General features: G+C 62.4%; 14 protein-coding genes, 1 tRNA gene and 1 pseudogene. 9 read left to right on the top strand and 7 right to left on the bottom strand.

Going from position 1 to position 13870, the window contains the following annotated elements:
- Positions 1-213: 213 nt before the first annotated feature.
- The 4 genes and pseudogenes from HZY77_RS01050 to gltX all read right to left on the bottom strand — a co-directional run bounded on the left by HZY77_RS01050 (position 214) and on the right by gltX (position 3585).
- A complete protein-coding gene (locus tag HZY77_RS01050; protein WP_296817906.1) occupies positions 214-630 on the bottom strand; it encodes a hypothetical protein in 417 nt (138 codons plus the stop codon).
- A gap of 47 nt (positions 631-677) precedes the next feature.
- A pseudogene (locus HZY77_RS17695) lies at positions 678-797 on the bottom strand (DUF6499 domain-containing protein); the annotation flags it as partial.
- Positions 784-1932, bottom strand: a complete 1149-nt coding sequence (locus HZY77_RS01055; protein WP_296817908.1) for a site-specific integrase — start codon at positions 1930-1932, stop codon at positions 784-786. The pseudogene HZY77_RS17695 and the gene HZY77_RS01055, both read right to left, overlap by 14 nt.
- A gap of 249 nt (positions 1933-2181) precedes the next feature.
- Positions 2182-3585 carry a glutamate--tRNA ligase gene (gene gltX / locus HZY77_RS01060; RefSeq protein ID WP_296817911.1) on the bottom strand — a complete coding sequence of 468 codons (1404 nt, stop codon included), beginning with the start codon at positions 3583-3585 and terminating at the stop codon, positions 2182-2184.
- A 110-nt stretch (positions 3586-3695) separates the two neighbouring features.
- Between gltX and HZY77_RS01065 the strand changes: the two genes are divergently transcribed.
- From HZY77_RS01065 to HZY77_RS01075, 3 genes are all read left to right on the top strand, one after another.
- Positions 3696-3770, top strand: a tRNA-Val gene (locus HZY77_RS01065).
- A 141-nt stretch (positions 3771-3911) separates the two neighbouring features.
- Positions 3912-5354 carry a DEAD/DEAH box helicase gene (locus HZY77_RS01070; protein WP_296817913.1) on the top strand — a complete coding sequence of 481 codons (1443 nt, stop codon included), beginning with the start codon at positions 3912-3914 and terminating at the stop codon, positions 5352-5354.
- Positions 5355-5396: 42 nt separating this feature from the next.
- Entirely contained in the window at positions 5397-6923 is a 1527-nt protein-coding gene (locus HZY77_RS01075) for a class I SAM-dependent methyltransferase (protein WP_296817915.1), read from the top strand.
- Between the two features lies 1 nt (position 6924).
- Here HZY77_RS01075 and HZY77_RS01080 read toward each other — a convergent pair whose 3' ends face one another.
- The 3 genes from HZY77_RS01080 to HZY77_RS01090 are packed head-to-tail and all read right to left on the bottom strand — an operon-like array spanning position 6925 to position 9644.
- Positions 6925-7422: a hypothetical protein gene (locus tag HZY77_RS01080; RefSeq protein ID WP_296636125.1), complete on the bottom strand. Its 498-nt coding sequence runs from the start codon at positions 7420-7422 to the stop codon at positions 6925-6927.
- A 52-nt stretch (positions 7423-7474) separates the two neighbouring features.
- The gene (locus HZY77_RS01085; protein ID WP_296817917.1) at positions 7475-8221 is read right to left on the bottom strand and encodes a DUF4197 domain-containing protein; all 747 of its coding nucleotides are present in this window, start codon (positions 8219-8221) and stop codon (positions 7475-7477) included.
- 25 nt (positions 8222-8246) lie between these two features.
- Positions 8247-9644 (bottom strand): PhoH family protein, encoded by a 1398-nt coding sequence (locus tag HZY77_RS01090; protein ID WP_296636131.1) that lies wholly within the window; start codon positions 9642-9644, stop codon positions 8247-8249.
- 169 nt (positions 9645-9813) lie between these two features.
- Here HZY77_RS01090 and HZY77_RS01095 point away from each other — a divergent pair, with 169 nt between their 5' ends.
- The 6 genes from HZY77_RS01095 to HZY77_RS01120 are packed head-to-tail and all read left to right on the top strand — an operon-like array spanning position 9814 to position 13866.
- The gene (locus HZY77_RS01095) at positions 9814-10260 is read left to right on the top strand and encodes an HIRAN domain-containing protein (protein WP_296817919.1); all 447 of its coding nucleotides are present in this window, start codon (positions 9814-9816) and stop codon (positions 10258-10260) included.
- Between the two features lie 39 nt (positions 10261-10299).
- Positions 10300-10989: a tRNA (adenosine(37)-N6)-threonylcarbamoyltransferase complex dimerization subunit type 1 TsaB gene (gene tsaB, locus HZY77_RS01100; protein ID WP_296817921.1), complete on the top strand. Its 690-nt coding sequence runs from the start codon at positions 10300-10302 to the stop codon at positions 10987-10989.
- Positions 10986-11453 (top strand): ribosomal protein S18-alanine N-acetyltransferase, encoded by a 468-nt coding sequence (gene rimI / locus HZY77_RS01105; protein WP_296817923.1) that lies wholly within the window; start codon positions 10986-10988, stop codon positions 11451-11453. Before tsaB ends, rimI begins: the two co-directional genes overlap by 4 nt.
- A complete protein-coding gene (locus HZY77_RS01110) occupies positions 11447-12109 on the top strand; it encodes a uracil-DNA glycosylase (RefSeq protein WP_296817925.1) in 663 nt (220 codons plus the stop codon). Before rimI ends, HZY77_RS01110 begins: the two co-directional genes overlap by 7 nt.
- A gap of 34 nt (positions 12110-12143) precedes the next feature.
- Positions 12144-13196, top strand: coding sequence for a class I SAM-dependent methyltransferase (locus HZY77_RS01115; RefSeq protein ID WP_296817927.1), 1053 nt, complete (start codon positions 12144-12146; stop codon positions 13194-13196).
- 37 nt (positions 13197-13233) lie between these two features.
- Positions 13234-13866 carry a LemA family protein gene (locus HZY77_RS01120; protein ID WP_296817930.1) on the top strand — a complete coding sequence of 211 codons (633 nt, stop codon included), beginning with the start codon at positions 13234-13236 and terminating at the stop codon, positions 13864-13866.
- Positions 13867-13870: the final 4 nt, after the last annotated feature.

The following is a 13870-nucleotide window of genomic DNA, read 5'->3' on the forward strand; positions in this document are numbered from 1 at the left end:
CCGAACCGCAAAGGCCCGCCCAAGCCCACCTCTGCAACGCCCGCTTTTCAGCGCGCCAAGCCCGGATTCGGTGTCAGTCGCTGACGATGCAGCGTTCCCAAATTCGGGGCTACGTCTTGCCGGCTTTGCTGCGGTCTTCGATGTAGTCCCGAGACACGAGTTTCAGATAGCCTTTTTCCTCGATCAATGACTTGGCCCGCTGCCGTAGGTCATTCACCTTTTTCGGGCTGCATCAGGATCGCCTCGCTCTGAAAACGCATCCGGGTCTAGCACCTTCGCTGCCTCTGTTGGGGTAGCGCCGCCATAGGTCAGCGCGTCATAGACACGCAGCGCCTCGAAGAGGCCCCGGCGATTGACGCGGACATCAGCAGGTTTCAGCCCGAATTCCTGCATGTAGTTCAGCAAGACCTCGCGGGCTGCCCCCAACTGCGCCTCTATTGCTGACATGCCCGCCGTCGTCACGTTGTTCAGGTCGAACACCAAGGCGACCTCGTGCTGCTTGAGCACCACCCGGTATTCTTTGTCTCCATCCTCGGCCGCTTCGTACTCCCGGAACGCCTCGCTGAGCCAGAGGCAGCCGCTCGGGCTGAAATACCCTTCCTTGTACGGCTTGAACTCCCCAGCCCCCAACTGCGTGCCATCCGCTGCTTGGCCCCCGCAGAGGCCTCGGCAAGTTCATCGCATTGACGCTGAAACTCCGGGTTTCGACGCAAGAACTCCCATGCCCAGACCCGGAATGGCCATGCTTCCGGTGCCTTGGGGTAGGACTCCGGCTTTGTCCAGTCAGGCCGTGCCATCGTCGGCCTCCTTCGGCTTCGTGGGCGAAGCGCCAAGCCGTGACTGGTGCATCTTTTCCAGCACCTTGGAGATGTGGGCTTTGCTCAGGTGCGCGTATCGCTTCACCATCTGAAGGTCTTTGTGGCCCAGCACTTCGGCGATTTCCGGGGCTGTTGCGCCCTCCATCGCCAGATAGCTTGCCGTGGTGTGGCGTAGGTCGTGGAAGCGGAAATGCTCGATGCCCGCACGTTCCAGCGCCGTTTCCCAAGACTTGCGCATCTGCACCGGACGATCCTTCGTGCGCGTACTCGGGAACAGCAATGCGGCCGAGTTGACCTTGCCGTGGTTGGCCTTCTTGTGTGCGTCGCGCAAGGCCCGAACCGTTTCAAACGCCTTGCCGGCCAGCGGTACGCCTCGGGGCTCGCTGTTCTTGGTCTGTTCGAGCAGCACCAAGGCAGTCGTATTGCCCTCAAACAGCACGTTGCGCCACCGCAAGGTCATGATCTCGCTGTAACGCATGCCGGTGCCCACAGCCACCTCCAACACGGTCAGAAGGTAAGGGTTCTCAGATCTAGCGGCTTGCGTGCGCAGGCGCTCCAGCTCATCGGCGGACAGATACCGAATTCGGTTGTTGCTGACCTTGGGCTTCTTGACCCGTGACATGGGCGACTCTGCCAGCCATTCCCATTCCTTCACCGCCACATTGAAAACGTGGGACAGAAGCGCCATGTAGCGGAGTACCGTGGCCGGTGTCCGCTTTTTCTCTTTGCCAGTTGGGGTGACGAACGGTTGGCTAAGCAACTCGTCTCGGCACTTTCCGATGAGGGCTGGCGAAACGTCTTGAAGGTTATAGCGACCGAGCTTTTCTTTCCACCAAGTGAGCTGTGGCCCTTGGTCACGCACCCGCTTGGGTTTCAAGGGAATCAGAACGTTCGTCCGATATTCCTCGATAAGCTCGCTCATCAGGCGCTTTTGAGCTACCTTTTGCGGCAGGAGTCGGCCGTCGTTGATTTCGGATTCGGCCTTTTNTGCCCAGTTCTCGGCGTCAGTCTTCTTGTCGAAGGTCTGAGTCAAGGGCGGATGGCCGCTGATACGAATTTGAACGTGGTAAGAAACCTTACCTTTGCTGCTGATGCGTTTTCTGATGCTTGCCATGTCGTGTCCCTCTTACGCCAGCAGCGTGGAGATGGCACGTCGGCGCATCGTTTCGAGTGTCCCTGACTGTCGCGGCGGTTTGTTCAGACTGTGCCGCCAGTGTGCCAGAAACGAAAAGCGCGCCAACCGGCGCGCTTAACTTGTTGATTTTGCTTGTGTTTTTCAGTTTGTGAGCGTTGCATTACGAATGCGCTGCTCTACCAACTGAGCTACGCCGGCGAAAAACAGCGCGCATTATAGCGGAATCGATCAGGCTTGTGCGGCGTGCAGCCCCACTTTCAGCCGTTCGATCACCTTGTCGCGGCCGATCAGTTCCAGGGTGGCGTCGATCGCCGGCGTCTGTGGCTCGCCTGTCACCAGCACACGCACCGGCATTGCCAGTTTGGGCATCTTGAGGCCATGCGCGGTGAGCGTTTCCTTGAACGCGCCGCTGAGTGCGCTGCGTTCCCAGTCCAGGGATTCCAGCCGGGCAAGCAGGTCGGCCAGTGCCGGCAGCACCTCGGNGGTGACATGCTGGGCCAGCAGTTCCGGTGTGGGATGAAGCGTGCGGTAGAACAGCGTGGCGGCGTCGGCCAGTTCTTCGATGGTGGCGGCGCGTTCCTTGACCAGCGCGCACACGGCCGCGAGGTCGGGGCCGTCGTCCAGTCCGGCGCCGTTGCGGATCAGGAAGGGGCGCGTCAAGTCGGCGAGTCGCGCGTCGTCGGCCGCCTTGATGGTCTGCTGGTTGATCCAGCGCAGTTTCTCGGTGTTGAACTGCGCGGCCGACGGCGTGATGTGGTCGAGGTCGAACCACTGCACGAATTGTTCGCGGCTGAAGAGCTCGGCGTCGCCATGCGACCAGCCGAGCCGGGCCAGATAGTTGATCACGGCTTCCGGCAGGTAGCCTTCCTCGAAATACTGCATCACCGACACCGCGCCGTGGCGCTTGGAGAGCTTGGTGCCGTCGTCGCCGAGGATCATCGACAGATGCGCGTACTGCGGCACGGTGGCGCCGAGCGCCTTGAGAATGTTGATCTGGCGCGGGGTGTTGTTGACGTGGTCGTCGCCGCGGATGACGTGGCTGATCCGCATGTCCCAGTCGTCGACCACCACGCAGAAGTTGTAGGTGGGCGTGCCGTCGGCGCGCGCGATGATGAGATCGTCGAGCTCGGCGTTGGCGAACTCGATGGTGCCCTTGACCAGGTCTTTCCAGGCCACCGTGCCCTCAAGCGGATTCTTGAAGCGTACCACCGGCTGTACGCCGGCCGGCGGCACCGGCAGCGACTTGCCGGGCTCGGNGCGCCAGCGGCCGTCGTAGCGCGGCTTCTCGCCGCGCGTACGCTGCGCCTCGCGCATCTCGTCGAGTTCCTCGGGACTGCAGTAGCAGTAATAGGCCTGTCCGGCCGCCAGCATCTGTTCGATCACTTCCTTGTAGCGGTACAGACGCTTGGTCTGGTAGAACGGACCTTCGTCGTGATTGAGGTCGAGCCAGGCCATGCCGTCGAGAATCGCCTGAACCGCCTCGGGCGTCGAGCGCGCGATGTCGGTGTCCTCGATGCGCAGGATGAACTGGCCGCCGTGATGGCGCGCGAACGCCCACGAGAACAGCGCGGTGCGCGCGCCGCCGATATGCAGGAAACCAGTGGNGGAAGGGGCGAAACGGGTACGGATCATGGCAGGGCCGGGCGGAAAAAGCGGCCATTTTACCGGACTGTGTTTAATGCGGCCGCTCGCCGCAAAATTGACCCCAGCCACTGGGTTGTGGTTTAATTCGCGCCGCTTCGGGGCAGTTAGCTCAGCGGTAGAGCATCGCCTTCACACGGCGGGGGTCACAGGTTCAAACCCTGTACTGCCCACCACCCGAACATTTCCCGTCCGGCTGCCAAGCCGGATCGCCCGCTTCCACCAATCGTTGCGGGTTTTCGATTGATCTCGCGATCACTGTCCGTCTGCCTCGATTGGTGTTGCCACAAGTGCAACAGGCCGTCGCAGGAAACCACATGACTACTGAAACAAGCTTTGCCAGCCTGGCGCTGGCCGAACCCATCTTGCGTGCCATTGCCGATGCCGGCTACACCACGCCCACCCCGATTCAGGCGCAGGCGATCCCGCAGGTCCTGGCTGGCGGCGACCTGCTCGCCGCGGCGCAAACAGGAACAGGAAAAACCGCTGGCTTCACCCTGCCGATCCTGCACCATCTGTCGACGCGCGCCGTGCAGGCCCAGAAGCCGGGGCGCCCGCGCTGCCTGATCCTGGTGCCGACGCGCGAACTCGCCGCGCAGGTCGAGGAATCGGTCAAGACCTACGGCAAATACCTGTCGCTCACCTCGATGGTGATGTTCGGCGGCGTCAACATCAATCCGCAGTTCAAGGCGCTGAAATCGCGCGTCGACATTCTGGTCGCCACGCCGGGCCGTCTGCTCGACCATCTGGGGCAGAAGACCGTCGACCTGTCCGGCGTCGAAATCCTGGTGCTCGACGAAGCCGACCGCATGCTCGACATGGGCTTCATCCGCGACATCAAGAAAGTGCTCGCCGTGCTGCCGAAGCAGCGCCAGAACCTGCTGTTCTCGGCGACCTTCTCCGACGAGATCCGCACGCTGGCCAACGGCCTGCTGCACAACCCCAAGAGCGTCGAAGTCGCGCGCCGCAACACCACGGTTGAGATCATCGAGCAGTCGATGCACCGNGTGCCGCAGGCGCACAAGCGGGACTTGCTGGCGCATCTGATCAAGCGCCACGACTGGCAGCAGGTGCTGGTGTTCACCCGCACCAAGCACGGCGCCAACAAGCTGGCCGAGAAGCTGATCAAGGACGGCATCACCGCCGCCGCGATCCACGGCAACAAGAGCCAGTCGGCGCGTACCAAGGCACTGGCAAGCTTCAAGGACGGCAGCGTACGCGTGCTGGTGGCCACCGACATCGCCGCACGCGGCATCGACATCGATCAATTGCCGCAGGTGGTGAATTTCGAGCTGCCCAACGTGCCGGAAGACTATGTGCACCGCATCGGTCGCACGGGCCGTGCCGGTACTACCGGCTCGGCATTGTCGTTGGTGGACGACGAGGAGATCGGCTACCTGCGTGATATCGAAAAGCTGATCAAGCGTTCGATCGTGCGTGTCGAGGTCGAGGGTTTCACGCCGCCGCCGAAATCCGAATTGATGTCCGACGAACGTCCCCCACGCCCGCCGCAAGGGCGCGGTGGCCAGCGCCAGGCGCAGAACGCCGGGCAGCGTCCGGGTCGGGGCGCCAGGCAGGCGCAACCGGGTAATCGCGGTGCGTCGGGCCGTGCATCACCCGGCGCGCCGGCAACGGGCAGCGCAAAACCCGCCACCCGGCCAGCGCCCAATCGGGCCGCACCGGATAATCAGTCGCAGCCGCGCAAACCGCGTCCGCAGGCCGCCCTGTTCTCGGCTAAACCCGGTTCGCGCGGGCATTGATCGGACTTGAGCGGCTTCGGCCGGGCTGGGACAATCGTCACCATGGATACGCTCGCCAGCTACGACGAACTGCCCTACGACAGCCTGCCCCTGCCTGAAACCCAGCCGGATTTCCTGGCTGCGGTTGCGACGTTGCATGGCTTCGATGCACCCGACCCGACGCAGGCGCGCATCCTCGAGCTCGGATGCGCGTCCGGCGGCAACCTGATTCCCCTGGCGTGGCGTTGGCCTGGGTCTGAATGCGTGGGCGTGGAATTGTCGCGCGTGCAGGCGGAGGCGGGGGCCGATTTCATTCGTCATCTGGGACTGTCCAATATCCGCATCGTGCATGGCGACCTTGCCGCGCTGCCTGCCGATCTGGGCGAATTCGATTACATCATCGCGCATGGCGTGTTTTCCTGGGTGCCGCCGGCGATTCAGCGCGCATTGCTCGACGTGTGCCGACGTCATCTGACACCGTACGGTGTGGCCTATGTCAGTTTCAATGTCACGGCGGGCTGGGCTCGGCTGCGGCCCCTGCGCACGGCGCTGATCGAACGTACAGCGGCCGATATGCCCGCACCCGCGCGTGTTGCAGAAGCCCGGCGTGTTCTGGCCGAACTGGAGCTCGAATGGACCGATCCAGTTCTGCTGAAGGAAATTGCCTATCTGAAATCAGCCGCGCCATCGTATCTGTTCCATGAATATCTCGCCGAATTCAATACGCCGACCCGGTTTTCCGAATTTTCCGCGCGGCTTGATGACCATGGCCTGCGCTACGTCGGCGAAGCCGGGCCGCGCCATGCGGTGGTCGAGCTCGAGGATGCCTGGGGCCTGGTTCCCGAAAGTATGGCCGGGCGCTGGTTGGATGCCGAGGCAGCACTCGATGAGGCCCATGTCATCCGCTTCCGCCGCGCATTGATCGCGCGCGCCGATGCGCCGTGCGCCCGGCCGCCGCAGGCTGCTGCGCTGGCTGGACTGGCGTTCCACGCGGATCTGCGCAGCGATGATGAAATCGATCTCGAGACAGCGAGCGAACAGGCGTTCGTCAATCCGGCAGGTGGCGCGTACCTGGTCGCCCATCCTGCAATGAAGGCGGCGGCAATGATCCTGTCGGCCGCCTATCCTGCCGCACTGGCCTATCCGGAATTGCTGGCGTCCACCCAACACGCGCTGGCCGACTATGACGCCGGGGACTTTGACGAGGCGGCTTTTCGGGATGCCTTGTTCCCCTTGGTTATGGCGCATGGCGTGACGCCCAGCGTGGATACAATGCCGTCCGTGACCGAGCCGGCCGACCGGCCCCGCGCACACGCCCTGGCGAGATTGCAGGCAAGCTCATCCGGCTGGGCGGCGAGCGGCGTACGTCATGTGGCGTTGGAACTCGATGAGCCCGGCCGCATTCTGCTGGGTCTGCTGGATGGCAACCGCACGCTGCACGAACTCGCGGTTGTTTTTCGAGACGTGTTGGCCGATGCGGGATATGAGCAGACGCTGGAAACCGTCCAGGCAATGACACACCGGCTGGTGTGGCTGTTTGCGCGTCAGGGTTTGCTGACGGAATCGCCNCGGTCGCCCGGGCCGCAATGATTCAACGAGGCGCCTGCCAGCAGTTGTTGCCGACCTGGACGGTCATGGAGAGTTGTTCGCTGTTGGCGTACAGCACGTATTTGAGTCCCAGATAATCCGAGCCTTTGCGCCAGAACATCGCCAGCAGGTTCTTCTCGCCGCTGGCGACGACGCTGGTGTAGGGAATGACCTTGAGCGGATTGCCGTACAGGTTGGAGTAGTTCGACGCGATGGTGACAAAGTGGCGGAAATCCGGCTCGATTTCCTGGTCGAATGCCACCAGCTTGTCGTTGCAGAAGGTGAACAGGAAGCGGCGGCCGGTCGGGTTGCCAGGCAGATCGTAGGCAAACAGACCGTCGTTGCCGACCGGCATGGTCTGGTCGAAATTCCAGGTCTTGAGTGCCTGTTGGACTTCGCTGCGGCTCATGCCGTTTCTGAATTCGCCGATCTCCCAGGCCTGGGCGGGCAGGCCGAACAGCAATCCGGCGAGCAGGCAGAAGGCTTTCGCACTAATTGTCATGGCGTGCGAGCAGGAAACGGGATGGGCGCTAGCATACCGCAGCACGGATGCGTCACTTGCCGCTGACGGCACCAAAGACCTTCTTCAACAAGTCGCTGCCGGCCTGCAACGGATTGGCACGGATGGCGGCCTCCTTTTCCCCGATCAGGGTATAGAGCCGGTCGAGCGCCTGCTGGGTGACGTACTGTTCGACATTGGCCTGCTTCTTGTCGAGCAGATTGAATTGTGCCGCCATGCCGGCATACTGGTTGTACTGCTGGGCCAGGCCGACTTTGTCGGTGTTCGCCTTGACGATGGGCTCAAAGCGTTCGACGAGCTTGGCCTCCGTTTTCCTGCGGAAGAAATCAGTGGCCGAGGTCTGGCCGCCCGTGAGGATGCCCTTGGCATCTTCCAATGTCATCTCCTTCACCGCACCGACCAGCAGGGTCTTGGCTTCCGGTACGGCGGCTTCTGCTGCACGGTTCATCGACAGCACCAGTTCGTCCGCTTGCTTGCCCATGCCGAACATACGCATGGCTTTTTCGGCTTTCTGCAGACTGGGCGGAAGTGGGATTTTCAGCGCGGCGTTGCCGAAGAAGCCGTCTTTCTGGCCGAGCTGGGCGACGGCGGCGTCGGCACCGCGGGTCAGCGCTTCTTTCAACCCGGCGTTGATGTCGGCATTGGAGAGCGTATCGACGCCGCTGGCGGTTGGCTGGCCGGCGGGTTGGCCGACGACGCCTTTCAGTATCCCGTTCCACTCGAAGGCATGGGCTGGCAAGGCCAGGGTCAGGCCGGCGGCCAGGATTATCCAGTGCTTCATGATGCGCCCCCTTTGTCGGATCGGGTTACAGGACTTCCGCAGCATAGTCGGCCAGACGCGAACGTTCACCCCGCTGCAGGGTGACATGGCCGTTGTGAGGCCAGCCCTTGAAATGGTCCACCACGTAGGTGAGGCCGGAACTGCCTTCGGTGAGGTAGGGCGTATCGATCTGGGAAATGTTGCCCAGGCACACCACCTTGGTACCTGGGCCGGCACGGGTGATCAGCGTCTTCATCTGCTTGGGCGTGAGGTTCTGCGCCTCGTCGATGATGAGAAATTTGTTGAGGAAGGTGCGGCCGCGCATGAAGTTGAGCGACTTGACCTTGATGCGCGAACGGATCAGGTCCTGCGTGGCTGCGCGTCCCCATTCGCCGGCATCGTCGTCGCTCTTGTTCAGCACGTCGAGGTTGTCTTCCAGCGCGCCCATCCAGGGCGTCATCTTCTCCTCCTCGGTGCCGGGCAGGAAACCGATGTCCTCGCCTACCGGTACGGTGACGCGGGTCATGATGATTTCAGTGTAGGTTTTCTTGTCAAGCACCTGGGCCAGACCGGCGGCCAGCGTGAGCAAGGTCTTTCCGGTGCCGGCCTGGCCGAGCAGGGTGACGAAGTCGATCTCGGGATCCATCAGTACGTTGAGTGCGAAGTTCTGCTCGCGGTTACGCGAGGTGATACCCCAGACGTTGTTCTTTTGGTGGCTGAAGTCGCGCACCGTGACCATCTCGGCCTGTTTGCCTTCGACTTTCAGTACCTTCGCGTAGAGCGGGTTGGGACCTTCCTGGAAGACGAATTCGTTCGGTAGCAGGCTGGTGACCAGCGGCCCTTTGATGCGGTAGTAGGTCTGGCCGTTGGATTGCCACGATTCCATGCCCTTGCCGTGCGTGTCCCAGAAATCGGCGGGCAGTTCGCGCAAACCGGCGTACAGCAGATCGGTATCTTCCAGCACCTTGTCGTTGAAGTAATCCTCGGCAGGAAGCCCCAGCGCACGCGCTTTGATGCGCATGTTGATGTCTTTCGACACCAGGATGACCTGGCGTTTGGGGTAATGGCGCGACAGGAACAGCACCACGCCGAGGATCTGGTTGTCGACCTTGCTGGTCGGCAGGCTCAGCGGGATGTCGCCGGTGATCGCCTGGGTCTGCAGGAACAGCCGGCCGGTGGCGGCGTTATGGCTATGCGGTGCGAGCGGCACGCCTTCTTCGATGCTGTCGAGCTTGCTGACGATCTCGTCGAGAAAACGGCTGGCCTGGCGGGCGTTGCGCGATACCTCGTTCATGCCCTTCTTGTGCTGGTCGAGTTCCTCCAGGGTGGCGATCGGCACATAGACGTCGTGTTCTTCAAAGCGGTACAGGCTGGTGGGGTCGTGCATCAGCACGTTGGTATCCAATACGAACAGCTTGGTCGGAGTGGCGGCTTTTCTCGGCATGTCGATTTCGTTGCTAAGGAGGACAGGAATGCATTCATCCTACCTCAAGCCGGAGCCTGCTTGTCCAGTCAAAAATTAAACGCAGGCCTCTGTCGGTCCGCGCGAATGGGATACCGTAATTCTCAGTAGAATGTTCGGCTCTCCAGCTCGGAACGACGGGAGGAACATGATGTGGAAACCCATCAGCGCAACGATACCCATCCGATTCGGATGGGTATCCGGCCACTCTGCCATCGTGTTTTTGCTTGCCTGGCTGTGGTCGCAGCCGCTTTGCGCCGAGGTCACTGCGCACATTCTGTTGCAGGATTCACCCCTTGCCGGGTTCCAGTATCATGCGGGCAGGGCGGTGTGGTCGCAGATGCGGGTGGGCGATGCGCTTGCCCTGGTGCGCGAACCGGACAATTCCCACGATGCCAGGGCGGTGCGGGTGGAATGGCAGGGCCACATGATCGGTTATGTGCCACGCCGCGAAAATGCAGATGTGGCGCGCCTGCTCGACCGCGGGCAGAAGCTTGCCGCACGCATTGTTCGCTTGTCCGATGTGCGCGATCCCTGGTCGCGGGTGCGCTTCGAAATATTGATCCCCATGCAACCAGGCGAGCAAAGGGAACCGTGAAACATCCGATTGTCTGCAGCAACCGGTAAAATCGCACGGATGAAATTGCTTGTTCTCGATACCTCCACCGAATGGTGTTCGGCTGCGCTGTGGCTGGACGGCCACATTCAAGCGCGCCGGATCCTGGCCGAACAGCAGCACAGCAGTCTGTTGTTGCCGATGGTGGACGACCTTCTGCGCGAATCGGCGGTGACCCTGCGTCAGCTTGACGGCATTGCCTACGGCGCCGGCCCCGGCTCATTTACCGGCCTCAGGATCGCCTGTGCGGTGACGCAGGGGCTGGCATTGGGGGCCGACCTGCCGGTGGCCGGGGTGTCCACGCTGGAATCGATCGCCGAGCAGACGGATGCGGAGCGGATAGTGACCGTGCTCGATGCGCGCATGGCCGAGGTCTACTGGGCAGCCTATCGGAGAGATGGCGCCGACTGGCACACGGTGAGCGAACCGCAGCTGGCGCTGCCCGAATCGGTGGCGGTGCCGGAAGAGGGCGATTGGGTCGGCGCAGGCAATGGCTTTGTCGCATTGGGCGAGGTGTTGCGTCCGCGTCTGGCCGCACGGCTGACGCGCATCGACGACACGCTGATGCCCGATGCCGCTGCGATGGCGCCGCTCGCTGCCCGCGTATTCGAGCGTGGCGAAGGTCAGGATGCGGCGCTGGCCGCGCCGATTTATCTGCGCGACAAAGTGGCGCTGACGGTGGACGAACGCCGCGCGAGGCGCTCTGCATGAGTGCCGTTTTCGAAATTGCGCACCACCTGCGGCCGATGACCGAGGCCGATCTGCCACGCATCCACCGGATCGAGCTTGCAAGCTACGAGTATCCGTGGAGCCCGGGCAATTTCGCCGACTCGCTGAGCGCGGGCTACAGCATGTGGGTGCGCGAGGCCGAGGGCGAAATCATCGGCTACTACGCATTGATGGCCGCAGCGGGTGAGGCCCATCTGCTCAACTTGACCATCGCCCCGATCTGGCGCCGGCATGGTCTCGGCCGCGACCTGCTCGAGCACTGCCTGGCGCGGGCCTGCGATCACAAGGCCACAAGCCTGTTTCTCGAGGTGCGAACCTCCAATGCCGCCGCCATCGCGCTTTACCATGGCAGCGGTTTCGTCGATCTGGCCGTGCGCCGGGGCTACTATCCAGCCCGCAACGGCCGCGAGGATGCGCTCATCATGAAGAAGGACCTGGCATGCTGAGCCGTGACGACGTGTTCAGCGAACTGGGCATCGGCCCCGCCTGGCGGTTGCGCGAGACATCGGCCACCCCCGCCATTGCACGTCCTTCAAGTGCCTACACCTGGGACCAGCTGGCCGAGGCCGTCGCACATTGCACTGCCTGCAAGCTCTCTGCCACGCGCACACAGGGCGTATTGGGCGTCGGCGACCGCAACGCGGACTGGCTGATCATCGGCGAAGCGCCTGGTGCAGATGAAGACCGGATAGGCGAACCGTTTGTCGGTCAGGCGGGCAAGCTGCTCGACGCCATGCTGGCCTCGATCGGCCTTCGGCGCGGCGACAACGTCTACATCGCCAACGTGCTGAAATCGCGTCCGCCCGGCAACCGCAACCCCGAACCGGACGAAGTCGCCGCGTGTCGCCCCTATCTGCTGGCGCAGATCGACCTCATCCAGCCCAAGCTCATCCTGGCGCTGGGGCGTTTCGCCGCGCAAAGCCTGCTCGACACCGACGAGGCGATCAGCCGCCTGCGTGGCAAGGTGCACCAGTTCCAGAACGTGCCCTTGGTGGTGACTTATCATCCGGCCTACCTGCTGCGTAACCTGCCCGACAAGGCGCGTGCGTGGGAAGACCTGTGCTTGGCGCGCCGCACGATGCAAGCCCTCGTCACTGCTTAACCGCTTACCGCTCACTACTCACCACTCATCCACAATGAAACTTTTGCATTCCGCACTGCGTTTTCGCGTCAATTACTTTTCCGATCTGGGCCGCCATCAGGTGGTGGTATGGATGCCGGGCGACACCCCGCCGGTCGACGCCCAGGTCGACGTCGGTCCGAAGATCGAGCACGAGGTGCCGAACGAAGTGTTCCGCAGCGATATTGCACCGTTGAAATTTGGGCGCTTCTATCCGTCCCAGCTGCTGCATGCCGACGATGCCCCGGGGCCGATGTTCCGCGTGATGAAGCTCAACGAGGCCAGCTTCGTCGCCAACTTCAGCCATCCGCTGCAGGGCCGCATCTTCAGCATCGACAGCGGCAAGAGCGATGTCTCGACCGAGCCGGTCGGCCAGGTCACTCAACTGCTGGAATGGAGCGGCATGGAAACGCAGATGCAGACGCCGACCGATTTCGAGGGCCCGGATGCGTTCCGCCGTGAGGACGAATTCCCCGATACCGAGTTCTACACGGTCGCCCGCAAGGTCACCCACGTCGACGCCGTGTGCGCGCGGCGTATCCAGGCGCTCTATCGCACCGTGCTGCCGGAGAATGCGCGGGTGCTCGACCTGATGGCGGGCTGGCGCTCGCACTTGCCGGATACCGTGCAGTCCGCGACCGGCCTGGGCCTCAATGCCGAGGAGCTCGACGACAATCCCCAGCTCGCCGAACGCATCGTGAAGGACATCAACGCCGATCCCAGGTTGCCCTTCCCTGGCGCCAGCTTTGATGCCGTGGTGTGCACGGTGTCGTTCGAATACCTGACGCAACCGCACAAGATCGTGGCGGAGGCCAGACGGGTGCTCAAGCCGGGCGGCATGTTCGTGGTGACGCTGTCGCACCGTTATTTTCCGCCCAAGGTGATCAAGCTGTGGACGCAGCTGCATCCGATGGAGCGCATGGCCTGGGTCGGCATGCTGATCAAGCAGGCTGGCTTCAAGAAGGTGGAAACCTATGTCGAGCGCGGACTCAGGCGTCCCAAGGACGACCGTTATGCCGACAAGCTGACGGAATCCGACCCTCTGTTTGCCACGTGGGGCGTGGCGTAGACTGCATCGTAACAATCCACCAATCTGGGAGGCGACAATGTTCAAATGGCTCAAGGCGTTCAAATGGATGCTTGCAGGATGCGTGGTACTGGCCTTGTCCGGCTGCGGCTATAACACGCTGCAAAGTTCTGACGAAGAAATCAAGGCTACCTGGGCCGAGGTGTTGAACCAGTACCAGCGCCGCGCCGACCTGGTGCCGAACCTGGTCAACGTGGTGAAAGGTTATGCGGCGCACGAGAAGGATGTGTTCATCAGCGTTACCGAGGCCCGCGCCCGTGTAGGATCGATCCAGGCGACGCCCGATCTGATCAACGACGAGGCCGCGTTCCAGAAGTTCATTGCAGCACAGGGCGAACTGACCGGCGCGCTCTCGCGCCTGCTGCTCGTTGCCGAGAACTATCCCCAACTCAAGGCGGATGGCTTGTTCCGTGATCTGCAGGCACAGCTCGAAGGCACCGAAAACCGCATCACGGTCGCGCGCAATCGTTACATCGCTGCCGTGAAGACCTATAACGTCACGGTGCGTTCCTTTCCTTCCAACCTGACGGCGATGGTGTTCGGCTACAAGACCAAGCCGACCTTCACGGTGGAAAACGAAAAAGCCATCGCCGTGCCGCCCAAGGTCGACTTCGGGTCGCCTGCTCCGGCCGCACCTGCAGGCGGCAACTGATCCC

It is taken from the genome of Thiobacillus sp., from assembly GCF_013693775.1.
Classification (GTDB): domain Bacteria; phylum Pseudomonadota; class Gammaproteobacteria; order Burkholderiales; family Thiobacillaceae; genus Thiobacillus.

What these genes read in the sequence shown, in the direction of transcription:
- HZY77_RS01080 (WP_296636125.1), bottom strand. Translation starts at nt 7,422, where the DNA reads ATGACAATTAGTGCGAAAGCCTTCTGCCTGCTCGCCGGATTGCTGTTC.
- HZY77_RS01085 (WP_296817917.1), bottom strand. Translation starts at nt 8,221, where the DNA reads ATGAAGCACTGGATAATCCTGGCCGCCGGCCTGACCCTGGCCTTGCCA.
- HZY77_RS01090 (WP_296636131.1), bottom strand. Translation starts at nt 9,644, where the DNA reads ATGCCGAGAAAAGCCGCCACTCCGACCAAGCTGTTCGTATTGGATACC.
- HZY77_RS01095 (WP_296817919.1), top strand. Translation starts at nt 9,814, where the DNA reads ATGTGGAAACCCATCAGCGCAACGATACCCATCCGATTCGGATGGGTA.
- tsaB (WP_296817921.1), top strand. Translation starts at nt 10,300, where the DNA reads ATGAAATTGCTTGTTCTCGATACCTCCACCGAATGGTGTTCGGCTGCG.
- rimI (WP_296817923.1), top strand. Translation starts at nt 10,986, where the DNA reads ATGAGTGCCGTTTTCGAAATTGCGCACCACCTGCGGCCGATGACCGAG.
- HZY77_RS01110 (WP_296817925.1), top strand. Translation starts at nt 11,447, where the DNA reads ATGCTGAGCCGTGACGACGTGTTCAGCGAACTGGGCATCGGCCCCGCC.
- HZY77_RS01115 (WP_296817927.1), top strand. Translation starts at nt 12,144, where the DNA reads ATGAAACTTTTGCATTCCGCACTGCGTTTTCGCGTCAATTACTTTTCC.
- HZY77_RS01120 (WP_296817930.1), top strand. Translation starts at nt 13,234, where the DNA reads ATGTTCAAATGGCTCAAGGCGTTCAAATGGATGCTTGCAGGATGCGTG.